The sequence below is a fragment of the Streptomyces sp. NPDC002133 genome (assembly GCF_040296405.1).
GTDB lineage: Bacteria > Actinomycetota > Actinomycetes > Streptomycetales > Streptomycetaceae > Streptomyces.
Genome location: NZ_JBEOXF010000001.1, coordinates 416626 through 439510 on the forward strand (window position 1 = coordinate 416626; position 22885 = coordinate 439510).

22 protein-coding genes are annotated in these 22885 nt (G+C 71.7%); 11 read left to right on the forward strand and 11 right to left on the reverse strand.

The features are described 5' to 3' along the window. The first annotated feature begins 3 nt into the window (after positions 1-3). From ABT078_RS01815 to ABT078_RS01825, 3 genes are all read left to right on the forward strand, one after another. Positions 4-606, forward strand: coding sequence for a recombinase family protein (locus ABT078_RS01815; RefSeq protein WP_351222681.1), 603 nt, complete (start codon positions 4-6; stop codon positions 604-606). Next, positions 557-2113 (forward strand): S1 RNA-binding domain-containing protein, encoded by a 1557-nt coding sequence (locus ABT078_RS01820; RefSeq protein ID WP_351222683.1) that lies wholly within the window; start codon positions 557-559, stop codon positions 2111-2113. The genes ABT078_RS01815 and ABT078_RS01820 overlap by 50 nt, the downstream gene beginning before the upstream one ends. Positions 2114-2273: 160 nt before the next feature. Continuing rightward, positions 2274-3203 (forward strand): hypothetical protein, encoded by a 930-nt coding sequence (locus ABT078_RS01825; protein ID WP_351222685.1) that lies wholly within the window; start codon positions 2274-2276, stop codon positions 3201-3203. A gap of 131 nt (positions 3204-3334) precedes the next feature. Here the strand turns inward: ABT078_RS01825 and ABT078_RS01830 are convergent, their stop codons facing one another. Further along, positions 3335-4864 carry a hypothetical protein gene (locus ABT078_RS01830; RefSeq protein ID WP_351222687.1) on the reverse strand — a complete coding sequence of 510 codons (1530 nt, stop codon included), beginning with the start codon at positions 4862-4864 and terminating at the stop codon, positions 3335-3337. An 891-nt stretch (positions 4865-5755) separates the two neighbouring features. Between ABT078_RS01830 and ABT078_RS01835 the strand changes: the two genes are divergently transcribed. Both ABT078_RS01835 and ABT078_RS01840 read left to right on the forward strand, forming a co-directional pair. Then, complete coding sequence (locus tag ABT078_RS01835) at positions 5756-7540, forward strand: gamma-glutamyltransferase family protein (RefSeq protein ID WP_351222689.1); 1785 nt, start codon at positions 5756-5758, stop codon at positions 7538-7540. Between the two features lie 107 nt (positions 7541-7647). Then, entirely contained in the window at positions 7648-8508 is an 861-nt protein-coding gene (locus ABT078_RS01840) for an inositol monophosphatase family protein (RefSeq protein ID WP_351222691.1), read from the forward strand. Positions 8509-9068: 560 nt separating this feature from the next. On the opposite strand, the gene ABT078_RS01845 is transcribed toward ABT078_RS01840, so the two are convergent. After that, on the reverse strand, positions 9069-9875 hold the full coding sequence (locus tag ABT078_RS01845; protein WP_351222693.1) for a nucleotidyltransferase family protein: 807 nt from the start codon (positions 9873-9875) through the stop codon (positions 9069-9071). 86 nt (positions 9876-9961) lie between these two features. On the opposite strand from ABT078_RS01845, the gene ABT078_RS01850 reads away from it, so the two are divergent. The 3 genes from ABT078_RS01850 (at position 9962) to ABT078_RS01860 (ending at position 12283) form a co-directional block, all read left to right on the forward strand. Continuing rightward, positions 9962-11377: a phytoene desaturase family protein gene (locus tag ABT078_RS01850; RefSeq protein WP_351222695.1), complete on the forward strand. Its 1416-nt coding sequence runs from the start codon at positions 9962-9964 to the stop codon at positions 11375-11377. A gap of 25 nt (positions 11378-11402) precedes the next feature. After that, positions 11403-11924 (forward strand): O-acetyl-ADP-ribose deacetylase, encoded by a 522-nt coding sequence (locus ABT078_RS01855; RefSeq protein ID WP_351222697.1) that lies wholly within the window; start codon positions 11403-11405, stop codon positions 11922-11924. Positions 11925-12031: 107 nt separating this feature from the next. Continuing rightward, positions 12032-12283 carry a DUF6158 family protein gene (locus tag ABT078_RS01860; protein ID WP_351222699.1) on the forward strand — a complete coding sequence of 84 codons (252 nt, stop codon included), beginning with the start codon at positions 12032-12034 and terminating at the stop codon, positions 12281-12283. Between the two features lie 38 nt (positions 12284-12321). Here ABT078_RS01860 and ABT078_RS01865 read toward each other — a convergent pair whose 3' ends face one another. Then, positions 12322-12726 carry a hypothetical protein gene (locus ABT078_RS01865; RefSeq protein ID WP_351222701.1) on the reverse strand — a complete coding sequence of 135 codons (405 nt, stop codon included), beginning with the start codon at positions 12724-12726 and terminating at the stop codon, positions 12322-12324. Between the two features lie 187 nt (positions 12727-12913). Here ABT078_RS01865 and ABT078_RS01870 point away from each other — a divergent pair, with 187 nt between their 5' ends. Both ABT078_RS01870 and ABT078_RS01875 read left to right on the forward strand, forming a co-directional pair. Continuing rightward, on the forward strand, positions 12914-14392 hold the full coding sequence (locus ABT078_RS01870; RefSeq protein ID WP_351222703.1) for an AlkA N-terminal domain-containing protein: 1479 nt from the start codon (positions 12914-12916) through the stop codon (positions 14390-14392). Positions 14393-14404: 12 nt separating this feature from the next. Next, on the forward strand, positions 14405-14929 hold the full coding sequence (locus ABT078_RS01875; protein WP_351222705.1) for a methylated-DNA--[protein]-cysteine S-methyltransferase: 525 nt from the start codon (positions 14405-14407) through the stop codon (positions 14927-14929). A gap of 116 nt (positions 14930-15045) precedes the next feature. Here the strand turns inward: ABT078_RS01875 and ABT078_RS01880 are convergent, their stop codons facing one another. From ABT078_RS01880 to ABT078_RS01895, 4 genes are read right to left on the reverse strand one after another with little or no spacing between them, the layout of a single operon-like run. Next, entirely contained in the window at positions 15046-15777 is a 732-nt protein-coding gene (locus tag ABT078_RS01880; RefSeq protein WP_351222707.1) for an SIR2 family NAD-dependent protein deacylase, read from the reverse strand. Between the two features lie 41 nt (positions 15778-15818). After that, positions 15819-16313 (reverse strand): NUDIX domain-containing protein, encoded by a 495-nt coding sequence (locus ABT078_RS01885; RefSeq protein ID WP_351222709.1) that lies wholly within the window; start codon positions 16311-16313, stop codon positions 15819-15821. A 43-nt stretch (positions 16314-16356) separates the two neighbouring features. Then, positions 16357-17424: an ADP-ribosylglycohydrolase family protein gene (locus ABT078_RS01890; protein ID WP_351222711.1), complete on the reverse strand. Its 1068-nt coding sequence runs from the start codon at positions 17422-17424 to the stop codon at positions 16357-16359. Positions 17425-17448: 24 nt separating this feature from the next. Then, on the reverse strand, positions 17449-17853 hold the full coding sequence (locus tag ABT078_RS01895) for a VOC family protein (RefSeq protein ID WP_351222713.1): 405 nt from the start codon (positions 17851-17853) through the stop codon (positions 17449-17451). 267 nt (positions 17854-18120) lie between these two features. Here ABT078_RS01895 and ABT078_RS01900 point away from each other — a divergent pair, with 267 nt between their 5' ends. Further along, entirely contained in the window at positions 18121-19257 is a 1137-nt protein-coding gene (locus tag ABT078_RS01900) for a glycerate kinase (protein ID WP_351222715.1), read from the forward strand. 69 nt (positions 19258-19326) lie between these two features. On the opposite strand, the gene ABT078_RS01905 is transcribed toward ABT078_RS01900, so the two are convergent. From ABT078_RS01905 to ABT078_RS01920, 4 genes are all read right to left on the reverse strand, one after another. Beyond that, positions 19327-19863 carry an HPP family protein gene (locus tag ABT078_RS01905; protein WP_351222717.1) on the reverse strand — a complete coding sequence of 179 codons (537 nt, stop codon included), beginning with the start codon at positions 19861-19863 and terminating at the stop codon, positions 19327-19329. A gap of 694 nt (positions 19864-20557) precedes the next feature. After that, positions 20558-21133 carry a CGNR zinc finger domain-containing protein gene (locus ABT078_RS01910; RefSeq protein WP_351222718.1) on the reverse strand — a complete coding sequence of 192 codons (576 nt, stop codon included), beginning with the start codon at positions 21131-21133 and terminating at the stop codon, positions 20558-20560. A gap of 162 nt (positions 21134-21295) precedes the next feature. After that, entirely contained in the window at positions 21296-22180 is an 885-nt protein-coding gene (gene pssA / locus ABT078_RS01915; protein ID WP_351222720.1) for a CDP-diacylglycerol--serine O-phosphatidyltransferase, read from the reverse strand. Continuing rightward, the gene (locus tag ABT078_RS01920; protein WP_351222722.1) at positions 22167-22823 is read right to left on the reverse strand and encodes a phosphatidylserine decarboxylase; all 657 of its coding nucleotides are present in this window, start codon (positions 22821-22823) and stop codon (positions 22167-22169) included. Before ABT078_RS01920 ends, pssA begins: the two co-directional genes overlap by 14 nt. Positions 22824-22885: the final 62 nt, after the last annotated feature.

Consider the following 22885-nt stretch of genomic DNA (forward strand, 5'->3'; position numbering starts at 1 on the left):
GGCGTGAGTGAACGCGTCGGCTACGCGAGATGCAGTCTGGACAAGCAGGACCTCACCGCCCAGCGCGAGATCCTGCTCAGCCTGGACGTCCCGGAGGACCGGATCTACCTGGACCACGGACTGACCGGAACCAACCGCGACCGGCCCGGCCTGGCCCAGGCCCTGGCGGCGGTGCGCGCCGACGACACCCTCGTCGTCCCCAAGCTCGCCCGACTCGCACGCTCGGTACCCGACGCCCGCGACATCGGCGACTCGCTGACCGCCCGCGGCGTCAAGCTCTCGCTCGGCGGCACCCTCTACGACCCCGCCGACCCGATGGGCAAGATGTTCTTCAACATCCTGGCCACTTTCGCCGAGTTCGAGGTCGACCTCCTGCGCATGCGGACCCGCGAAGGCATGGCGGTGGCGCGGGCCAAGGGCAAGCTCAAGGGGAAGCAGCCCAAGCTCACCGCCCGCCAGCAGGCCCACTTGGTCCAGCAGCACCAGTCCGGCGAGCACACCATCGCCGACCTCGCTGAGCTCTTCTCCGTCAGCCGTGCCACCGTCTACCGCGTCCTTGAACGCCACCAGAACACACCTGCGCCTTCGACCTCCGGCGGGCAGTGACGTGCTGCCCTACGTCTACCAGGTCACCAAGTACGACCCCGCCGACCGCGATCAGCACGGCCACTACGCCGGCGCCGAGCCCGCGACCAGCGACCACGGACCGGTCGAAGCCGCCTACCTGCAGGCCATCGCCGCCTTCGCCGAGGACACCGGCGTCGATCAGCTGGCCATCCGCGAGCCGCAGATCGGCGGCTTCGCCCACTTCGGCCTGGAGCCACCAGTCGACGGCTACGGCCTGGCCGACCTGTTCCCGGCTGGCCTCGCCGGGTTCCACGACGGTGCGCTGGTGCCGGTCGCCGTCGGCCTGGAGCTCGTCCGGGCCATGCTCCGCGACAACGGCGCCTGGTGCCGCTTGGAGGTCGAGGGATCGTTCGCGGTGCACGTCGGCTGGGACCAGTACCTCTACGTGGGCAGCAGCCGGCCTTGCGAAGCGGCGCTGACCCGCGCCCGCGCGCTCGGGCTGTTCCCGGAACGCTTGGACGCATCGCCGTACGACTTCGTCCCCGACGACCCACAGCACGTCCAACGCCCGGCCGACGCCGACTTCTGGGCCCACCTGCACTGGGCCGTCGGCGCCCACCGCGCCACATTCCTGGAGGAGACCTACGCCGGGAACGCCTCCCGGTGGCACCGCCTCACCCGCGACAACTTCGAGGCGGTGCGCTCCCAGCTGACCCCTCGTTCCCAGCTGGCAGTGTGGCCGGACCTGTTCACCGACGTCGACACGGCCATGGCCTCGCTGCCCGACGAAGACCTGGTGGAAATCATCTGGGAGGACGAGGACGGGCGGATCACCAGCACAGTCGCGGACGAGACCCAGTTCGAGGCAGTGACCTCCCGGATCGCCAGCGCGTCTTCTGCCGCCGTCGTATCGCTGACTTCCGACGAGCGGCACCCGCTGTTCACCGCCGTCTTGCCCGACAGCGACGGTGTTCTCCGCGCTCGCTGGCATACCGAGCCAACGCCCAGTGACCGGGACTGGGCGTTCCTGAAGACCCTGCGGCGCGGCCAGGTCGTCACCGGCACGGTGACGACTATCGCCAGCTTCGGCGTCACGTTTGTGGACATCGGCGGTTTCACCGCGATGATCAACATTCCGGAGCTGTCCTGGCGTCCCTTCAGCCACCCATCCGACGTCGTCAGCGTCGGCCAGGAAATCACAGCCCAGGTCCTCGACGTCGACATGGCTCGGGAGCGGGTGCCGCTGTCACTCCGAGCAGTCCAAGAAGACCCGTGGCCCCAGGTAGCGCAGCGGATCGGACAGGTGGTCACCGGACCGGTCACCAAGATCGTGCCGTTCGGCGTCTTCGTCCGCATCGAAGATCGAGAGGACGGCTTCCAAGGGCTCGTGCGCACCAGCGAGCTGGATGAATCGCCTGGAGACGTCGTCGTGGTCGGCGACGCCCTTACCGTGAAGATCATCGAAGTCGATCTCGCACGGCGTCGCATCGCCTTGTCGCAGACGCAGGCCCGTACGACCCGCCAAGAGGGAGATCATCATTCCTGACGAAACGGCCGCCCTCACGCGCACGGAGCAGGAGTCCGAGCCCGGTTCTGAGTCTGATGAGTTGGCCCTGCACCTGGTCTCGTTGTCCCATCCTGAGGCAACCGTCAGGAGGAACGCTGTGGGCGGCCTCCAGTCGCACGGACAAGGAGATTCCCGGGCCGTGACAGCCCTGCTTCCCCTCCTCCGCGACCTCGACGTCCGGACCGGGAGCCGGGCCCGGTTCGTCCTGACCTCCTGGGGCCAGTCCATCGTGCCGTTGCTGCAGGAGATCCGCCGCGCGGGGCCCGGGCGGCTGCGTGCTGCAGCCCTGACCGTCCTCGCAGAGATTGCCGGCGAGGACGGCCTGTCCGCCCCAGACCGGGCAGCCGTCGAACGCCTGATCCGCATCAAGCTTCTCGCCGACCGCCCCGAACCGCTGTCGGGCTGCTGGATCCACTGGATCGCAGTGCCTACCGGAGATCAGCGGGGAATCATGGATCTCCTCGGCCTGACCCGGCCGCGGCCAGTCACCTTCGCGCTGGCCAACGATGTCGTGGACGCCGACAGCCATGACGGCCCGACAGATGGCCCCGGGTGCTTCGCCCGAGTATTCGTCAGCCCCGAGCTCGACGGCTGGACCTTCGTGGCCGGCCGGTGGTGCGACCCGATCGACGACGAACGCGCCGACGCAGTGCTCCGGGCCTGCGAGAGGCTCAGTACCCGATACGGCCAGGCACAGGCGTACTACTACGGCGCCCAGGGGGACGGATCGGCATGGGTCATCGCCGAGAACGGTGTCGTCATCCGTCGCTACAGCGAGACCGGCGACGGCGAGGACCACATGCTGACCATCGGCGACCCCCTGCCGTACGAGCGGGACCGGCGCGTCCAACTGGGACTGTCTCCCGAATGGGACGCGGCCCACGTCTCGGAAGACGAGGAAGACGAGTGGAAGTGGGCGGTGTTCGATATGGCTCCGGCTCTCGCCCAGGCCATCGGCCTCAGTCCCCTGACCATCGGCTCCGACCTGCCCATGCGCGGAACAGGGGTGCTGGCCATCACCACGTACGGAACCGCCAACGGTGTGCCACCGGGTGCCTACAGGATCTGATTAGCCACGACGCCGCGGCCCGGTGGCGCGCCCCCTCACCGGGGGCTCAGGGAACTCGCGGGGTAGCGCACACTCTGCAGCCCAGATCGCCGCACGCCGAACCTGAGGCAGCGCCAGCTTCTGCGCGGTTCCTACTGGCCCTCCGACTCCTCTGTCACCGCATTAGCCAGCACGCGGAGATCATCGGTTGGGCGCGTGAGTGTGCCCAGCAGGGCGGCACCTGCCGCCAGTGCTGCGCCGGCGGTTGCTGCCAGTCCTGTCGCTGCTGCGGCGCGCGCGACAAGGAAGTGCTCCTCAGCAGCCCTATGGCCCAGCTGGAGGCCGCGCCAGGCAACGGTGTGGTGCTCCTGCTCAGGGAGGTTCAGGTCCAGCGCGAGTTGGTCGGTAGGGGGCGTTGGCGGAGGACCGTCGAGATCCGCGACGGCACGCTGCAACGACTGCCAGGCCGCTTCGACATCGCCGGCCCGTCGTTGCAGTGACGCGAGGCTGAGCATCGAGGCCCCACGTTGCTGCGGGTCGTCTTGGAGGCAGGCGTGCAGCTTCTGCGCGCGTGCAGCCTGGGTGAAGTCCCCGAGCCTCTTGAGCTGTCCGGCGAGGTACCCGAGAAGGGGTGCGTCACGTGGTCCCGCGTCGTCCAGCAGTCGTAGCTGGATGCTGCGAGCCAGCTCGATTCGGCCTTGGCGACGGGCCAGCTCGGCCCAGGTGAGATCATCCTCGTCCGCCGGGTCCTGACCATGGTTGGAGACATCGAACTCGGTCGCCCACGCGCTCAAGTCCTGTGCCACCTCCGGGAAGTCGCCCAGTCCGTAGTAGACGTCCGAGTTGGCCATGCGCAGTGACTGCATCAGCTCGTGGTCCTCGGCGTGCCCGTGCAGTCCCACCAGAACCGCGGCCAGACGTAGCTCTTCGGTGTGGCCGAGTTGGGCCTCGGCTCGGAGCAGAGCCCGTAGGAGTGGGAGGTCGGTTGTCTGACGGTCGTACTGGGCCGTTCGCAGCAAGGTTGCGCGGCGTGCCGGATCGTACGCGACCTCGTTCCAGCGAGTGCTGTCCGAGCGGAGCATGAGAAGGTCTGCTTGCCCTGGAGCGAGGACGGTTTGCCAAAGTGGTGGGCGCGGGAGCTGGTCGAGCAGGGCGTAAGCGCACCCCTCGTCCGCATTGAGGAGCATGAAGTCCGGCTCAGTGCGGAGCAGTGACTGGTGCAGCCGCCGGATCAGTTCCAGCTGCGGGAGCTGGCGAAGTCCAAGCCCGGCCAGGAGCCGGCTGCGATCCTGATCGAGCTGCGAGGCGTAGGAGCTACGGATGCTTTCCTCGGTCCGGGCGATCACAGCCGCCAGCTCGGCACTGTCGGCCTGGAGGTCGAGGCCTGTGTAGTCCTGCCAGCCGGGCAGCCCGATCAGTACTTCAAGGGCCTCGTCCACGCTGTCGCCGACCAGGCCGGCTTCGCCATCGGAGCTGGCATAGAGAACTTCACCGTTCGAGCACAGGAAGTAGCTCCCACCAGTGTCGTCTCCAGCCACCACCCGCATAGCCGTCCCGGACGCCAGCCGCACTGCCTCACAGTGCTCGGCGCGATCAAGGTCGAAGTCGAACGGGAATGCCGCGAGATCAGCCAGCTCCGAGTGCTGACGCAGGAGCTCCAAAGCGCGATCACGGCGAGTCATGGCAGGACCGTAACAGCCATAAATGCCCTCGATGACAGCAAGGGTGCCGAGTGCGCGCCGACGAGTAGCCAGTTCTCCCGACTACGTAGAGCTACTTGTCACTTCGCGGCAGCTTCGGGAGTACAGGGGCGAGGCAGGTCGCGCACAGGGGGCTTCCGGATGACCGATGATCGCCCGCAGTTGTGGTGTGGGCCCGATTGATTTGGCCGACCCGCTTCCGACGTCCAGGTACGGGGGACTGGCAAAGAAGCCGAGTTGAGGAGGCGGCGCGGGCGCACTACGGCTGTGAATGCGCTTCCGCTGCTTTTCGCCATTCATCGGCAGAGCGCCGCCTGGTGTGACCGTTGCTGTTTCTACAGCTAGGAGGCGGCCGGTCGCGTACCTCGTGGAGGGCTGGCGGGGAGGCTGCGGTCAACGGTCTGGCAGCTGAGAAGGGCGTTCGCCCAGTTGAGCCGCCTCAGGCTCGTCGCGACGGCTTCGCGCCGTGCGGTGTAGCTGTCGGCTCACCTGGAAGCTCAGGTGCACGTGCTTGGAAGACGCCAGCTCCGATGACCCTTTCTGCCTCCGGACCAGTCTTTCGGTCGCGCGTGCACGGAACATCGCGAGTGGGCAACGAACGCAGCGTCGGCTTCGTGGAGGTGGCCCGTGCGTCAGGCAGTTCTGCCGCTTACCTTGGGATCCATTCGGCCTGGTGAGAAGGGTGATGTCGGTCAGTGGCGCGCATCTACTCTGCGTGCGGCAGCGGCCGACGTCGGCAGCCTGACCCGGGCGGAGGAGGCAACGGGTCTACGTGGAGTAGAAGGTCTCGCACTCGTTCTCCCCAGATACTCCCCCGCGGCCCATCTTGCTGTTGGATAGGCCGACCGACGTACGCAAAAACCGAGGTCAGACATGCAGTTCACGACTCGCCCCACCCTGAGTGGCACCTTCGGCATGGTGTCCTCGACCCACTGGCTGGCCTCCCAGTCCGCCATGGCCGTCCTCGAGGACGGCGGGAACGCCTTCGACGCCGCCGTCGCCGCCGGCTTCGTGCTGCATGTGGTCGAACCACACCTCAACGGACCCGCCGGTGAGGTTCCGATCATCCTCGCCCCCGCGGGCGGCGAGGTGCAGGTGTTGTGCGGGCAGGGACCGGCCCCCGCGGGCGCCACGATCGAGCACTACCGGGCGCTCGGCCTCGATCTCGTTCCCGGCACCGGACCGCTGGCCGCGGCCGTGCCCGGCGCGTTCGACGCGTGGATGGTGCTGCTCCGGGACCACGGGACCAGGACGCCCGCCGAGGTGCTCAAGTACGCCATCGGGTACGCCGAGCACGGGCACCCGGCAGTCGAGCGGCTGGGCCGGACCGTCGAGACGGTACGCACACTCTTCGAGACGGAGTGGACCTCGTCCGCGGACGTGTACCTGCCGGACGGCAGGGCTCCGCGGCCGGGCGGGTTGTTCCGCAACCCGGCCCTGGCCGCGACCTGGCGGCGCCTCCTCGAGGAGGCGGGCGACGGGGATCGGACCGAGCAGATCGAGCGGGCGCGGGCGGTCTGGCGTGGGGGGTTCGTCGCCGAGGCGCTCGTGCGCCAGGCGGGCGTCCCGACCATGGACACCAGCGGCACCCGGCACACCGGCACCCTCACGAGGGCCGATCTGGCGGGCTGGTCGGCGACGTACGAGCCGCCGGTGACCTACGACTGGCGCGGCTGGACGCTGTGCAAGGCGGGCGGCTGGAGCCAGGGCCCGGCGTTCCTGCAGCAGTTGGCGCTGTTGCCGCCGCAGCCGCCGGCGTACGGCACGGCCGAGTACGTCCATCTCCTCGTCGAGGGCTGCAAGCTGGCCATGGCCGACCGGGAGGCCTGGTACGGCGATGCCGCCGATGTGCCCGTCGCGGCGCTGCTGTCGGAGCCGTACAACGCGCAGCGGCGGGCGCTGATCGGCCAGAAGGCGTCGTACGGGCTGCGGCCCGGCGCTCCGGAGGGCCGGGAGCCCGCGCTCGGCGCGCACGCCCTCGCGGTGGCGGCGGGGGAGTCCGGCTTCGGTGCGCCGGGTGCCTCGGCGGCCGGGGCCGGGGAGCCGACCATGGCCGAGGACGGGGGCACGCGGGGAGACACCTGCCACGTCGACGTCGTCGACCGCTGGGGCAACATGGTCGCGGCCACGCCGAGCGGTGGCTGGCTCCAGGCCAACCCGGTCGTTCCGGAGCTGGGCTTCCCCCTGGGCACGCGGCTGCAGATGGCGTGGCTGGACCCGGGCCTGCCGAACTCGCTCACGCCGGGGCGGCGCCCCCGGACCACGCTGACGCCGTCGCTCGCGCTGCGGGACGGGGTGCCGGTGATGGCGTTCGGCACACCGGGCGGCGACCAGCAGGACCAGTGGCAGGTGCACTTCTTCCTGGCGGTGGCGCTGGGCGGGCTGGCCCTGCAGGAGGCGATCGACGCGCCGAACTGGCACAACGACGCCTTCCCCTCGTCGTTCCACCCGCGCGGGATGCGTCCCGGCTCGGTGACCGTCGAGTCGCGGATCGACCCCGAGGTGGTCGAGGAGCTGCGCCGGCGGGGGCACGACGTCACGGTGGGCGGGGCATGGTCGGAGGGCCGGCTGTGCGCGGTGGCACGGGACCCGGAAACCGGTGTGCTGTCGGCGGCGGCGAACCCGCGCGGCATGCAGGGTTATGCGGTAGGCCGCTGAGCGGACACCCGGTGTTCGTCTTGGATGCACCTGGAGTCCACCGGGTGTCCGTCGTACGGTCACCGGGCGTCGGCGGGGATGTCAGCCCGGCGTGCTTTGCTGGACGCATGACCGAAGAGTTTCTGTCCGGGACGACCGGGAACCCCTGGGAGTCCGGCAACCTAGCCCTGGTCGAGGAGGCGGTCCGCAAGGCGGCCGCCGTCGAGATCATGCCGCGCTTCCGGCAGCTCGCCGCGCACGAGATCGTCGAGAAGAACGGCCCGCACGACCTGGTGACGGTCGCCGACCGCAGCGCGGAGGAGCACCTCACCGCGTCGCTCACGGCGCTGCTCCCCGGCTCCGTGGTGGTGGGCGAGGAGGCGGTCCACGCGGACCCTGCGGTGTACGACGCGCTGCAGGGCGACGCTCCGGTCTGGATCGTCGACCCGGTCGACGGCACGCGGCAGTTCGTGCACGGCGACCCCGGCTTCTGCACGCTCGTCGCGCTCGCCCGCCACGGCGAGGTGCTCGCGTCCTGGACCTACGCCCCGGTGCTGGACGAAATGGCGACCGCCGTGCGCGGGCACGGGGCGCGGGTGGACGGCGTGCCGATACGGTCGGGCTCGCCCGAACCCGGCGGGGTGCTCGAAGTGGCCATGTCCCACCCGGACTTCACCACCCCCGAACAGAAGCAGGCCCTCCTGGCCCTCCGCGCCGACGGCATCCACGGCCGCCCGTGCGGCTCCGCCGGGCTGGAATACCTCGCCGTCGCCCGTGGTGAGATCGACGCGGTCGCCTTCTCCTGGGAGAACGCCTGGGACCACGCGGCGGGCCTCCTCCTCGTCCACGAGGCGGGCGGCACCGACCTCACCCTCACCGGCGAGCCCTTCCGTATCACCGGCGACAACGCCCTCCCCTTCACCGCTGCACGGGACGAGACGACGGCGCGCACGCTTCACGAGCTGCTGCGCGGGCCGCAGCACGCGTAACAGCTCCTGCCCGGGGCGGCTCCGCCGGCCCCGGGCGCCTGCACGTTTCCCGGCGCGCCCTCGAGCGGCGGACGGGCTGGGTGGTCGTAGGTCTCCCGTACCGGCGACCGGGCCGGGTGCCGGTCCTCATGCGTCGGACGGGCTTGAAGCGCGCTGCCGTCGTAGCGGGCCGTGGGCCCGTGTGTTCGTCATCGAGCGCCGGAGGGGCGGGGTGTCGGTCCCCATGCGTCGGACGGGCTTGATGCGTGTCGCGTATCGCCGGGTGGGCCGGGTGTCGGTCCCCGTGCGTCGGACGGGCTCGAAGCGTGCCGGTGCCGTCCTGGCGAGCCAGGTGCCCGGCTTCGACGCCGGACCGGTTCCGAAGGGGCCCCATGACCCACGACCGAAGGGCGTAGGGGGCTCGGGGCGGAGTCCCGAGGCGCGGGGGTTCGGGGGGCGGAGCCCTTCGCGAACGGGGGTCCGGGGGCTTGTCCCCCATATCGGGAAGGGGCGGGGAAAGCCTGCCGCAGGCCCCCGGACCGCGCGCCGGGGCCGGCGGGCAAGGGCACGGGTACGGTCCGTCAGGTCAGGCGGGCACGGGTCTCCCGGACCAGGTCCCCCGCCGCGCCGACCGCGGCCGCGTCGAGGGTGCGCACCGCCGCCGTCACGCGGGACGCGAAGTCCGGCGGGGCGGACGGGAGGGAGGCCGCGCTCGCAAGAGCACCCTTCTCGTTGAGGAGCCACACGCGGTGGTGGGCGTGCAGTGACTGCGTGAGGATGCCGAAGGCGCGGGAGAGGCACAGCGAGGCGTGCAGCGCATCCCCGGGCCCCACCCCCGTGCCCACGGACTTCGCCGCAGCCGCCACCGAGAACTCCGCCTCCCACGCGGCCTCGACCAGCGCCTTCCGCAGCGGCTCCGGGTACGTCGCCGTCTGCGCCCGCAGGGCCGCCAGCTCGCCCGACGGGTCGTTGAGGACCCGGCACAGCGCGATCTCGCCGGCGTACGCGGGGGACCAGAAGCCCAGCGGGTGGCCCGCCTGGACGCCCACCTCGTAGCGCCCCGCCCGGCAGTCCGCCCAGACGCGCTCCACGCGGTCCAGGTCGCGGAGGATCCAGTCCACCCGGGCCCCGTCCACGGACAGCCATGCGCCGCCGTTCACCCACGGGCCCCACCCGCCGGGCCCGGCCACCTCCACCGGGGCGCCGGTCAGCTCGCCGGCCAGCGAGGCCAGACCGGCCACGTCCAACGAGCCCCGGTAGTAGACGCCCAGATCCCAGTCGGAGTCCGGCCGGTGCGCCCCGCGCGCCCGGCTGCCGCCGAGTGCGACGGCGCGCACACCGTGTGTGCCCACGAGTCGGGCAGCCATCGCTTCGATCAGGTCGTTCATGGCTGCGGACGCTACCCCCGGCCGTGTTGTCCGTGCCGCCGAATATCCTGGGTTCCTTGGCCATCGGCTGACGAAGGAGTCCGAAGGTGCCGTCGATGCTCGATGCCGTCGTCGTGGGGGCGGGACCCAACGGGCTGACCGCAGCTGCCGAGTTGGCCCGCCGGGGCTTCTCGGTCGCCGTGTTCGAGGCCCTGGACACCGTCGGCGGCGGCGCCAGGACCGAGGAGCTCACCCTCCCCGGCTTCCGCCACGACCCCTGCTCCGCTGTACATCCCCTGGGCGCGGGCTCGCCCGCCTTCAAGGCCATGCCGCTGGCGCGGTACGGGCTGGAGTGGCTGCACGCCCCGCTCCCCATGGCCCACCCCTTCGACGACGGCACCGCCGCCGTGCTGTCCCGCTCGGTGGCGGAGACCGCCGCCTCGTTCGGGCCCCGGGACGCGGGGGCGTACCGACGCCTCGTCGCCCCCTACCTCGGCAAGTGGGACACCCTCGCGCGGGACTTCATGTCCCTTCCGCTGACCGCGCTGCCCCGCGACCCCGTCACCCTCGCCCGCTTCGGCCTCGCCGGGCTGCCCCCGTCCACCTGGCTGCTCCGCCGCTTCCGCGACGACCGGGCGCGTGCCCTGTTCGCCGGGCTCGTCGCCCACGTCATCGCCCCGCTGGACGGCATCGGCACCGGCGCGGTCGGGCTCGTCTTCGCGCTCGCCGCGCACGCCGGTGGCTGGCCGCTGCCCCGCGGCGGCTCGCAGTCGATCTCCGACGCCCTCGCCGCGTATGTGCGGGACCTGGGCGGCACCATCCACACCGGCACCGAGATCAAGCGCCTCGACGACCTGCCGCCCGCCCGGGCCTACGTCTTCGACACCTCCCCGACCGCCCTGGCCCGGATCGCGGGCCTTGGCCGCGTGTACGACGGCTATCGCTACGGGGCGGGTGTCTTCAAGATCGACTATGCCCTGGACGGCCCCGTCCCGTGGACCGCCGACGAGCCCCGCCGCGCCGGCACCGTTCAGATCGGCCCCAGCAGCCGCGAGATCGGTGTGGCCCTCCGGCAGGCCTCCGGGGGCCGCGTCCCCGGCACGCCATTCTTGATCACCGCGCAGCCCAGCCTCGTCGACCCGTCCCGCGCGCCGGCGGGCAAGCACGTCTTCTGGGCGTACGGCCACGTCCCGCACCGCTGGGAGGGCGACCTCACCGACGCGATCGAGCGCCAGATCGAGCGCTTCGCCCCCGGCTTCCGCGACCGTGTCCTCGCCCGCGCCACGGCCGGCCCGCCGGAACTGGCCGCGCGCAACGCCAACTACGTGGGCGGGGACATCGCTTGCGGCGCCGCGCGCGGACTCCAGCTGCTGCTGCGCCCGAAGCTCTCCCTCTTCCCGTACTCGACCCCGCACCCGGCGGTCTTCCTGTGCTCGTCCGCGACCCCGCCCGGCCCGGGTGTGCACGGGATGTCGGGGCACAACGCCGCGAAGGCGGTGTGGCGGCACCTCCGCGGGCGATGAGCGCGCCGGGCAGGATGATGGGCGTATGACCACGAGTCCTGCCATCACGCTCGTCCAGGGCGACATCACCGAGCAGCACGTCGACGTCGTCGTCAACGCAGCGAACTCCTCACTCCTCGGCGGCGGCGGTGTCGACGGCGCGATCCACCGCCGGGGTGGGCCCGAGATCCTGGAGGAGTGCCGGAAACTGCGGGCCTCGTACTACGGCAAGGGCCTGCCGACCGGGCAGGCCGTCGCCACCACTGCGGGAAGGCTGCCGGCCCGGTGGGTCGTCCACACCGTCGGCCCCGTCCACAGCGCGACCGAGGACCGCTCCGCGCTGCTCGCCTCGTGCTACCGCGAGTCGCTGCGCGTCGCCGACGGGCTGGGCGCGCGTACGGTCGCCTTCCCCGCCATCTCCACCGGCGTCTACGGCTGGCCCATGGACGACGGCGCCCGCATCGCCGTCGAGACCGTGCGGGGCGCGGAGACGTCGGCGGTGGAGGAGGTGCGGTTCGTCCTCTTCGACGCGCGTGCGTACGCGGCGTTCGCCGCGCAGACGGAGTGATCCGGCCCGGACCGCGCGCCACGGCCCGAGTCCCCTCGATACTGGTATTCCGGTGTTCCGGCAGTGGAGCCCCGACGTCAGGATGCCTCGACCCGGAGGTGTGAGCCATGACCGAGAAGGACCGCGGAGTGGCGCCGGAGCAGCTGCAGGACGGACTGCTGCTCAAGGAGCTGGAGGCGATCCACCGCACGCGCCACGAGACCCTGCTCTTCGGGTCCGACGAGGCGCTGAGGACGCACACCGCTCGTATGGAGGCATTGGAGGGCGAGTACGTACGGCGTCATCCGCGGCGCGCCCAGTCGGCGGGCCGGACCAGGGCAGGGGCGCGGGCCCGCATCGCCGAGGAGTGCGAGGAGTAAGGGGCGCCGCCGGGCGGGCCCCGCGCTGCTTGTGCCTGCTACTCGCAGATGAGCTTGAAGGAGGTCGCACCCGGGCGGGCGCGGAACGTCACCTCGTGCCCCGCGTCGTCGGTGAAGACCGCCTCCGTCCCGGACACCAGGGTCATCGTGCCGTGCTGGGTGGGGTTGTCCCAGCCCTCGGGCGGGTTTCCCGAGCCGTCGGAGAGGGGGGTCTCCGCCTCGAAGTACGTGGAGCCGATGCGGGCCTCGTCGATTCCGCAGTGCGTGTAGAGGTCGAAGGGCATCGTCCGCCCGGACCCCGCGGGTGGCCGGGACGCCGCCGGCCGGGCCTCGGCCGCGCCCCCGCCATTGGCCGCGCGGCCGTCATCGGCCGCTGCGCAGCCCGTGAGCGCGCCGGCAGCCAGCGCGAGGACCAGGACCATCCGACCGGCTGTCTCCGTCATGGCCCTTCGACGCACAGGCCGAGCGGTTGGTTCCGGAGACGGGGACCGGGAGGTCATCGCGGGCATCGGCGTACGGCGCTCTTGCCATCCAGGGCGCGAGGAAGGCGCTGGCCGAGGAAGGCTGATGTCGTTTTTTCGCCAGCGTCCACCGCCGCCGATGCCCGATGCTTGATCCATGCATCCCGCCATGCACACCGACACCGAGCGCTGCGTACGGGCCGTCCGGTCCAAGGACGCCCGCTTCGACGGCTGGTTCTTCACCGCGGTTCTGACGACCGGGATCTACTGCCGCCCCAGCTGCCCCGTCGTACCGCCCAAGGCCGAGAACATGACGTTCTACCCCAGTGCGGCCGCCTGCCAGCAGGCCGGCTTCCGGGCGTGCAAGCGCTGCCGGCCCGACACCAGCCCCGGATCCCCCGAGTGGAACGCCCGTGCCGACGCCGTCGCCCGCGCCATGCGGCTCATCCAGGACGGGGTCGTCGACCGAGAGGGTGTCCCCGGGCTGGCAGCAAGGCTCGGGTACTCGGCCCGGCAGATCGAACGCCAGCTGCTCGCCGAGGTCGGCGCAGGACCACTCGCCCTGGCGCGCGCGCAACGCGCCCAGACCGCCCGGCTGCTCATCGAGACGACCGACCTGCCCATGGCCGAGGTGGCCTTCGCGGCCGGCTTCTTCTCGATCCGCACCTTCAACGACACCGTCCGCGAGGTCTTCGCGCTCTCTCCGAGCGAGCTGCGCACCCGCGCCGCCCGGCAGGCGACGAAGCCCGCACCGGGGACCCCGGGAGTGCTCGCCCTGCGCCTCCCGTTCCGCGCGCCGCTCAACCCCGACAACCTCTTCGGGCATCTTGCCGCGACCGGGGTGCCCGGCGTGGAGGAGTGGCGGGACGGCACGTACCGCCGCACCCTCACCCTTCCGCACGGCCATGGCATCGTGTCGCTCGCCCCCCGCCCCGACCACATCGCCTGCCGGCTCTCGCTCACCGACGCCCGCGACCTCACCCTCGCCATCAGCCGCTGCCGCCGGATGCTCGACCTCGACGCCGACCCCGTGGCCGTCGACGACCAGCTGCGCGCCGACCCGCTGCTCGCGCCCCTCGTCGACAAGGCGCCGGGCAGACGGGTGCCGCGGACCGTCGACGCCGCGGAGTTCGCGGTACGAGCTGTTCTCGGCCAGCAGGTCTCCACCGCGGCGGCCCGCACCCACGCGGCCCGGCTCGTCACCGCGCACGGCATACCCGTCGACGACCTCGAAGGCGGCCTCACGCACCTCTTCCCGACGCCGGAGGCACTGGCCGGGGTCGATCCGGACACCCTCGCCTTCCCGCGCAGCCGCCGCACCACCCTCACGACTCTGTTCGCCGCCCTCGCCGACGGCACACTCCGGCTCGGCGCCGACAGCGCCTGGGACGAGGCCCGCGCGCGGCTCGCCGAGCTGCCCGGCTTCGGCCCCTGGACCATCGAGGTCATCGCGATGCGCGCGCTCGGCGACCCCGACGCGTTCCTTCCGACCGACCTCGGGGTCCGCCGTGCCGCGTCCGACCTCGGCCTGCCCGCCACACCTGCGGCGCTCACGGCCCGCGCCGCGGCCTGGCGGCCCTGGCGTGCGTACGCCGTCCAGTACCTCTGGGCCACCGGCGACCACCCCATCAACCACCTGCCTGTCTGAGGAAACCCGACCATGACCCTGACCACGACCACGACCACGACCGGAACGAGAACCCACACGGTCGTCGACAGCCCGTACGGCCCGCTCACCCTCGTCGCCACCGACTCCGTCCTGAGCGGCCTCTACATGACCGGGCAACGCCACCGCCCCGCCGAGGAGACCTTCGGCGAGCCCGACCCGCGCGCCTTCAGAGAGGTGATCCGCCAGCTCGACGCCTACTTCGCGGGCGGGTTGACGGACTTCGACATGCCGCTGCACCTGGAGGGCACGCCGTTCCAGCGCAGTGTCTGGGAGCAGCTGTGCCTGATCCCGTACGGCGAGACCCGCACCTACGGCGAACTCGCCGACGCCCTCGGCAAGCCGGGCGCGTCCCGCGCGGTCGGTCTCGCGAACGGCAAGAACCCGGTCGGGATCATCGTGCCCTGCCACCGGGTGATCGGTTCCACGGGCGGCCTGACCGGTTACGGCGGCGGCCTGGACCGCAAGCAGCGGCTGCTGGCCTTCGAGAGCGGCACGCCGGAGGACGCCCTCTTCTAGAGCCTTCTGGACCGCGGGCACCGGCTCCCCTCGGCCGGTACCGGGGCGCACCTCCGGCCCGTCCGGGAGGCCGGGGCCCACCGAACGGGCCCCACGACCGCGGGGTCGCGCCGGACCTAGACGGCCTCGGTGATCCGCTCCAGGAGACCCGGCAGGGCCGTGCCGATCGGCTCTCGGATGATCTCCGCCGCGCGGTCGTCGTACGGCGTCGGCTCGGCGTTCACGACGATCAGCCGCGCCCCGTTGTCCGCGGCGATGCCCGCCAGCGATGCGGCAGGCTGCACCTGCAGGCTCGACCCCACCGCGATGAAGACCTCGCACGCCTTCGCGATGCCCATCGCCTCACCCAGCACCACGGGGTCCAGGCGCTGCCCGAACATCACCGTCGCCGACTTCAGGATCCCGCCGCACGTCCGGCACGACGGATCGCCCTCTCCCTCGGCGACCCGGACGAGCGCGTCCTTCATGGGGGAGCGCGCATGGCAGCGCGTGCACTCCACCTGGCGTGCGGTGCCGTGCAGTTCGAGGACCTTGCGCTCGGGCATCCCGGCCCGCTGGTGCAGCCCGTCGACGTTCTGCGTGATGACGCGCACCGCGACCCCGTTGCGCGCCTGCTCCAGCGCGGCCACCGCACGGTGTGCCGCGTTCGGCTCGGCCCGCAGCGACGGGCTTTCGCTGCGCATGCGCCACGACCGGCGCCTGATCTCGGGGTCTGCCATGTAGTGGTCGTACGTGACGAGCTTCTCGGCCTCCGGATCGCGCCGCCACAGGCCGTTCGGCCCGCGGTAGTCGGGAATGCCGGAGTCCGTGGAGATCCCGGCACCGCTGAGGATCGCGACGAGAGTCATGCCGCGAGCGTACGCAGCGGAGGCCCGCCGCTGCGAGGCGATTAGCCGCCCGCCGGGTGCCCGTCCACCAGCTCCGCCGGACCCGTGCCCGCCGTGAGCGCGTCGAGGGCGGCCAGGACCCGGGAGCCCAGCGTGCCGAGGAGATACGTCGTGATCTCGTCGCGGGCCACCAGCTTCCAGGAGATCAGCTCCTCCTCCTGCAGTCTGATCGCCGTGAAGTCCTCGCCGTCGAGCACCCCGCCGTCGTAGACGTACGCCACGATCGGCGGGCGCGTCGCGCCCCGCACCCAGTCGACCGCGAGCAGTCGGCCCGGCTCGACGTCCAGGCCGATCTCCTCGAGGGTCTCGCGCCGGGCGGCCTCGCGCGGGGTCTCGCCGGCGTCGGACTCGATCGTCCCGCCCGGGAGGGCCCAGCCCTCGCGGTAGTTGGGCTCGACGAGCAGCACCCGCCCTTCCGTGTCCCGGAAGAGCGTGGCGGCGCCGGAGAGGACACGGGGGAGGCCGGCGATGTACGTGGCGTAGTCCGAGGTGGTCACCGGTGCAGCCTAATCGCCTGTCGGCCGTGCCCGGGACGCCGTGTCAGATGGACGCCAACCGGGCGGTGCGGTCCGCCAGTTCGCCGATCCTCGCGCCGTCGAAGCCGAACACCGCGCTGCGCACGCGGTCCTCCAGCGGCCGGGTCCACTGGGGCGGGATGCCGGACGCGCCGCGGAGCACCCCGGCGACCGAGCCCGCGGTCGCGCCGTTGGAGTCCGTGTCGAGGCCGCCTCGGACGGTGAGGGCGATGGTGGCGGTGAAGTCCCCTGCGCCGTACAGCAGTCCGGCCGTGATGACGGCGGCGTTGGGGACGGTGTGGATCCAGCCCAGCCGCCCGGTCTCCTCCTCCAGCGCGGTGAGGGTGTCCGACCAGGGCAGGCCGCTGTCGTACAGGGCCGTCGTGCGGCGGACCGTACGCGCGAGGCGGCTGCTCGCCGGAATACGGTCGAGGGCCGCGTCGATGGCTTCGCGCGCGTCAGCCGCGGTGAACGCCGCCGCGACCATCGCGGCCGCCCACATCGCCCCGTACACGCCGTTGCCGGTGTGGGACAGGACGGCGTCCCGGCGGGCGAGGGACGCGGCGCGCTGCGGGTCGCCGGGGGAGGCCCAGCCGAAGACGTCCGCGCGGATGAGCGCGCCGATCCATTCCTGGTACGGGTTGTCGTACGTGGCCGTGAGCGGCGGTTTCAGGCCGGCTGTGAGATTGCGGTACGCCGCACGTTCCGCGGTGAACGTCTGCAGATACGGGAGCCTCAGCAGCCACAGCTCGCCGACCTGTTCGGTGGTGAAGCCGAAGCCATGGGTCTCGAGCAGATGCAGTCCGAGGATCGCGTAGTCCACGTCGTCGTCACGGCAACTGCCGTGGATCCGGCCGCGGACGCACTGCCGCCACTCCGGGCGCAGCTCGAATTCCGCTTCGGGCGTGCCCGGTGGGGGCTCGGGGAGGTAGTCGGTGAGCGGGAGTGCGCCGGTGAGCCGGAGGTAGCGGTCGATACGGTCGCGTGTCCAGTAGTCCCCGCGCTCGACGGGCTTCCCGAGCATGTTGCCGGCGATCCGGCCGAGCCAGCCGCCGAGGATCCGGTCGGCCGTCCGCGTGCCTTGATGCGTCATGAGTCGGGTGTACCCGGTTCCGGCTCAGGAATCGGGGAGGTTTGCCCGCAGAATCTCCAGATAGTGCGCGTTGTACATGATCCCGAGGATGTTTCCGAAGGGATCGACGACGGATGCGGTGACGAAGCCCGGGCCGTGCTCCTTCGGCGCCTCGTGCTCCTTCGCACCCAGGGAGCGCAGCCTCTTGAGGGTGTCCGCCAGGTCGTCGACGTGCCAGTAGGTGATCGAGCCGCCGACGTCGGACGTGTGCCCGGCCGGGGCGTAGCGGCTGTCGATGATGCCCAGTTCGTGCTGGTGGTCGCCGATCCGGAACTCGATGTAGCCGGGCTTGTCGAAGTACGGGGGGAGTCCGAGCAGCTCCGTGTACCAGTCCCTCGCCGCGTCCAGGTCGGACGCCCAGAAGCTGATGGTGGTGAGTCCGCGCAGCATGGTGTGTTCCCTTTCCCTCGTCGGGTTCGGTTCCGAAGGTAGGGATGGAATAGGTCGGCTTCTGTCCTCATGGCGCGGAACGCCTCCCTCGCGGGGCGGGCGGGTCGCCGCCGTCGGCGCGGAATGATCGATCAGCTCGTCCGTTCCGTGGTCGCCCCGCCCCACTACGGTGCGAAATACCGCCTTATCAGGGGGTGGCACGCCGTCTGGGGCTGCGGATAGGGTCGGGGCGGCGCGACTGCCTGTTCGAAAGCAAGGGATAGCAAGGTGGCGGACGGAGCAGTTACTGCCGCGCGAGTGCTCGTGGCGGCGGACAAGTTCAAGGGCTCGCTCACGGCCGTGCAGGTCGCGGAGCGGGTGACGGCCGGGCTGCGGCGGGTCGTCCCGGGCCTTCCCGTGGAGACCCTGCCCGTCGCCGACGGCGGCGACGGCACGGTCGCGGCGGCAATCGCCGCGGGGTTCGAGCGCCGTGAGGTGCGGGTGACCGGGCCGACCGGTGAGCCCGTGACGGCTGCGTTCGCGCTGCGCGACACCACTGCGGTGGTGGAGATGGCGGAGGCGTCGGGCCTGCAGCATCTTCCCGCGGGGGTCTTCGCTCCGCTCACGGCGACGACGTACGGCTCGGGCGAGGTGCTGAGCGCCGCGCTGGACGCGGGAGCGCGGACGATCGTGTTCGGCGTCGGGGGCAGCGCGACCACGGACGGCGGGGCAGGGATGCTCTCCGCGCTGGGGGCACACTTCCTGGACGCGGACGGCAAGCCCGTCGGCCCGGGCGGCGGCGCGCTGATCGACGTCGCTACCGCGGATCTGTCGGGACTGGACGCCCGCCTCGAGGACGTCGACCTGGTCCTCGCCAGCGACGTGGACAACCCGCTGACCGGACCGAAGGGTGCGCCCGCCGTCTTCGGCCCGCAGAAGGGCGCGTCGCCCGAGGACGTTGCCGCGCTGGACGCGGCGCTGGCCCACTACGCCTCCGTCCTCGGCCCCGAGCAGGCCGCGCTGCCCGGCGCGGGCGCCGCGGGCGGCATCGGCTACGGCGCGCTGGTCGTGCTCGGTGCGCGCTTCCGCCCCGGCATCGAGGTCATGCTCGACATCCTCGGCTTCGCCCCGGCGCTGTCCCGGGCGACGCTCATCATCACCGGCGAGGGCTCCCTGGACGAACAGACCCTGCACGGCAAGGCCCCGGCGGGCGTCGCCGCAGCGGCCCGTGCGGAGGGCAAGGAAGTCGTCGCGGTCTGCGGCCGCCTCGCGCTCCCGCCCGAGGCGCTCGGCAAGGCGGGCATCCGCCGGGCGTACGCCCTCCTGGACCTGGAGCCGGACCCCGCGGTCTGCATGGCGCAGGCGGGTCCGCTGCTGGAGCGCCTCGCGGAGAACATCGCACGGGACTTCCTCGCCGGAAGCTGACCCTCGGCCCTCGATCCAGCGGCCGCGTGCCCCCGCCGGTAAGCGCCCGGCTGGGGCACGCGCGTGTCCCTACCACCAGTAGCTGGGATACCGGGGCGTCTTCCCGCTGCGCCCCACGACGATGCCCACGGCGACGATGACCGCAGTGGCCAGCAGCAGAAGCAGCAGGAAGCTTGCCGGAGCGGGCTCGGTGAGCACCACGATGACCGACGTCGCGGCGGCGGGTGAGTGCGGCGCACGGGCCAGCCCCATCGCGCCGATGGCGAGACCGCCGGCCACCGCGGCGGTCCACAGGGAACTGCCGCCCATCGCAAGGGCGATGAAACCGACGACGGTGGAGATGAGCTGGCCGCCCACGACGCTGCGGGGCTGGGCGAGCGGCAGCGCCGGGGCGGCGAAGACGAGAGCGGCACTGGCGGCGAGCGGCGGGATGAGCACCGTCTGGTGGAGTGCGGCGCCGATCGCGACCAGGAGGACCAGCGCCACCAGGCTGCCCAGGGTGGCGACCGAGATGGCGGACTTCGCCGCGCGTGAGGGGGCCTTGCCGGCCCAGGCGGTGGCGACGCGTCTGGCGGCGGTGTGCTCGGTCGTCGAGGTGTCGGTCACGGATGTTCCCTCCCGCAGAGCTGCCCGGAACTGGTGGGAGAACCATACTGTATGCAGTATGCATTGGTCCCATGTGAGTCGTCGATTGCGGCAGGTGGGGCGATGGGCGACAGCAGGAACGCCTAGGCGCGGCGGGTCGGCCGTCGACCAACTCCCCGTGTCTGGGGAGCCGTTGCTGCTGGAGTCGGTGAACGCGGCGTATGCCGGGGCGGAGCGCGTGGCTCCGCCGTGTACTGCGCGAGCCGGCCGCGGCCCGGACGCAGGACCGCGCCCCGGACCCGGCGGACGGCGCGGTGGCCGATACGACGGCCAGGGCTGCCGCCCAGTGGCAGGAGCTGGGCGCCGGGCCGTTTTACGAGGCCGGGCCGAGATGGCTGGAGAGTGATCTCCTTCGGGGGCGCCCCGCACGGCCGCCTCCGCGGCGACGACAGCGCCTCAGGAGCGACGCGCCCCTCGCCCTGACGGCCGGCGGTCACCGGGGCAGGCTCTGGGTGGCGTGCCACATGCGCCGGGACAGGTCACCTTCCCTGAAGGCGTGGACCTCGTCGAGCGCGGTTCCGGCTCCCGCTCTTCCGCCAGGGTCCGGCGGTCCGGTCCTCCCGGCGCCCCTGTGTGAGTCAGCCTGGAGGGCCCCGGTGCTCGGTCGATGACGGCAGGCGCCGCACAACCGGTACCCGGCCAGTGCCAGGGCCTGTCAGGCCGGGCGGTTGCGTGCGTAGTGGCGCTGAGCCTTGGCGCGGTTGCCACAACCCGCCATGGAGCACCAGCGCCGGGTGCCGTTCTTGGACACGTCGAAGAAGTGCAGCAGGCACTCGTGGTTCGCGCACGGGCGGATCCGGTCGGGTCGGTCGGCGAGCAGGCGCAGCCAGTTCTCGGCCGCTGACCAGGCCGGCAGCCAGGACGGCTCGTCCACCTCGGCGTCGTCCTCCGGTCGCCCGTCGGAGCCGAGCAGGTGGCGGACACGTCCGTGCGCCAGCACCGCATTGAGCGCGTCGACGGCCTCCGCCGAGGGCTGCGCGGGCGAGGCGACGAGCGCATCGAGCGCTGCCCGGGCCTGGAGGAGCCGATCCAGCGTGTCGCGGCCGGCCGGAACGGGACGGCCGCCGAGTGCCTCGTGCACGAGAGGGCTGCCCAGCCATGCGGACAGGCCGTCGACGGAGTCCAGCAGGTCGTGGCGGCCGTCCGTGTCGATCCAGCGAGTGTTGAGGAGATCGACGGAGAGCGGCTCGCCGGTCAGCGGGCGGGGGTCGGCCTCGATGGTGGGCGGCACAGGAAGTTCCCTCCTTCGCGGTGGGCAGGGCGCACAGGTCGCAGTGTGTCCACCATAACCGGTCATGCCGTGATCAGCAGTTGACGCTCCGAGTACGACGAAGGGCCCGGGTGCCGTGCACCCGGGCCCTTCGTCGTCGTACGGATGTGGCCGCGTCGGCCGTTACGGCAGCTGCGCCGAAGCCCGCGCCTCACGTCGGTTGTCCCGGAACGTATTCACCCGCCGCGCCGTGGCGAACAGCGGGATCGTCGCCGCCAGCACGATCTGCAGCGCGCAGCCGGTCTGGAGCAGCATCTGACCGCCCGGCGCGTCGAACGCCCACGCCGCGAGCAGTCCCATCGCCGCCACGATCCAGCTGAGCATCGCCACCGCGAGGACACCGCGCGGCTTCGGGTACTCGACCCGGCTCACCATCAGCCAGGCCGTGCCGATGATCGCGAGGAGCGTCGGGATGAACGGCAGCTCGAGCAGCACGATCGAGACGACCGTCAGCGCGCCGAAGGGGCTCGGCATGCCCTGGAACATGCCGTCCTTCATCGTCACGCACGAGAATCTGGCCAGTCGCAGCACGACCGCGAGCAGCACCACGATCGCGGCGACCGCCGAGACCTTCTGGTGGGCGTCGTCGGCGACCATCCCGTACACGAGGACGAAGTACGCCGGGGCCAGCCCGAAGCTGATCAGGTCGGACAGGTTGTCCAGCTCCGCGCCCATCGGCGAGCTGCGCAGCTTGCGTGCCACGAGCCCGTCGCAGAGGTCGAAGACCGCCGCGCAGAGCATGAGGATCACGGCGGTGGCGGCGGAGTGCCGGGCCATGCCGCTCTCGCCGCTGCCGACGAGATGGGGGATCAGGATCCCGGTGGTGGTGAAGTACACCGCCATGAATCCACACGTCGCGTTACCGAGCGTGAGGGTGTCCGCTATCGAGAGCCGGAGGGAGAGGGGCATCTCCTCGGCTTCGTCGGCGGCCCCGGGCGCGGACGCGGACTCGGAGCCCTCGGCATCCGAAGCCCAGCCCGTCTGTGTCTCGGGATCAATCACGGTCAATGCGAGTCACCCCCGCAGTCGTGGCCTGGCCGACCTCGACAGCGACCTCGACACCTGCGGGAAGGTAGATGTCGACCCGCGAGCCGAAGCGGATCAGGCCGATGCGCTCACCCTGCTCGACCTTGGTGCCCTGCGGGATGTAGGGAACGATGCGACGGGCGACGGCGCCCGCGATCTGCACCATCTCGATGTCACCGAGCTCGGTGTCGAAGTGCCAGACAACGCGCTCGTTGTTCTCGCTCTCCTTGTTGAACGCCGGGACGAATCCGCCGGGCACGTGCTCGACGGACGTCACCGTGCCGGCGAGCGGAGCGCGGTTGACGTGGACGTTCAGCGGGCTCATGAAGATGGCGACACGGGTGCGCCCGTCCTTCCACGGCATGATGCTCTGCACCACACCGTCGGCCGGAGAGATGACCCGGCCCTGGGCGATCTCGCGCTCGGGGTCGCGGAAGAACCACAGCATGCCCGCCGCGAGTGCGGTGGCGGGCACGGCGATGGCCGCGGCGCGCTTCGACCGGCGCGCACGCGCCAGGCTCAGGGCCGCGGTCGCGACGGTCGGCAGGAGCCACGGCGATGCTCCGCGCGCGAGGCGTACGCCGAGCAGGCTGTCGCGAGGTGCAGAGGTTTGGCTGTGGGGCATGGATGACCTTCGTAGCGGATGATGCCGCGCTGGCAACAGGGGGACGGCGGCTTTCCGGCGAT

Excerpts from the sequence above, each read along its gene's own strand:
- ABT078_RS01830 (WP_351222687.1), bottom strand. The coding sequence starts at position 4,864 with ATGACTCGCCGTGATCGCGCTTTGGAGCTCCTGCGTCAGCACTCGGAG.
- ABT078_RS01835 (WP_351222689.1), top strand. The coding sequence starts at position 5,756 with ATGCAGTTCACGACTCGCCCCACCCTGAGTGGCACCTTCGGCATGGTG.
- ABT078_RS01840 (WP_351222691.1), top strand. The coding sequence starts at position 7,648 with ATGACCGAAGAGTTTCTGTCCGGGACGACCGGGAACCCCTGGGAGTCC.
- ABT078_RS01845 (WP_351222693.1), bottom strand. The coding sequence starts at position 9,875 with ATGAACGACCTGATCGAAGCGATGGCTGCCCGACTCGTGGGCACACAC.
- ABT078_RS01855 (WP_351222697.1), top strand. The coding sequence starts at position 11,403 with ATGACCACGAGTCCTGCCATCACGCTCGTCCAGGGCGACATCACCGAG.
- ABT078_RS01860 (WP_351222699.1), top strand. The coding sequence starts at position 12,032 with ATGACCGAGAAGGACCGCGGAGTGGCGCCGGAGCAGCTGCAGGACGGA.
- ABT078_RS01865 (WP_351222701.1), bottom strand. The coding sequence starts at position 12,726 with ATGACGGAGACAGCCGGTCGGATGGTCCTGGTCCTCGCGCTGGCTGCC.
- ABT078_RS01870 (WP_351222703.1), top strand. The coding sequence starts at position 12,914 with ATGCACACCGACACCGAGCGCTGCGTACGGGCCGTCCGGTCCAAGGAC.
- ABT078_RS01875 (WP_351222705.1), top strand. The coding sequence starts at position 14,405 with ATGACCCTGACCACGACCACGACCACGACCGGAACGAGAACCCACACG.
- ABT078_RS01880 (WP_351222707.1), bottom strand. The coding sequence starts at position 15,777 with ATGACTCTCGTCGCGATCCTCAGCGGTGCCGGGATCTCCACGGACTCC.
- ABT078_RS01890 (WP_351222711.1), bottom strand. The coding sequence starts at position 17,424 with ATGACGCATCAAGGCACGCGGACGGCCGACCGGATCCTCGGCGGCTGG.
- ABT078_RS01895 (WP_351222713.1), bottom strand. The coding sequence starts at position 17,853 with ATGCTGCGCGGACTCACCACCATCAGCTTCTGGGCGTCCGACCTGGAC.
- ABT078_RS01920 (WP_351222722.1), bottom strand. The coding sequence starts at position 22,823 with ATGCCCCACAGCCAAACCTCTGCACCTCGCGACAGCCTGCTCGGCGTA.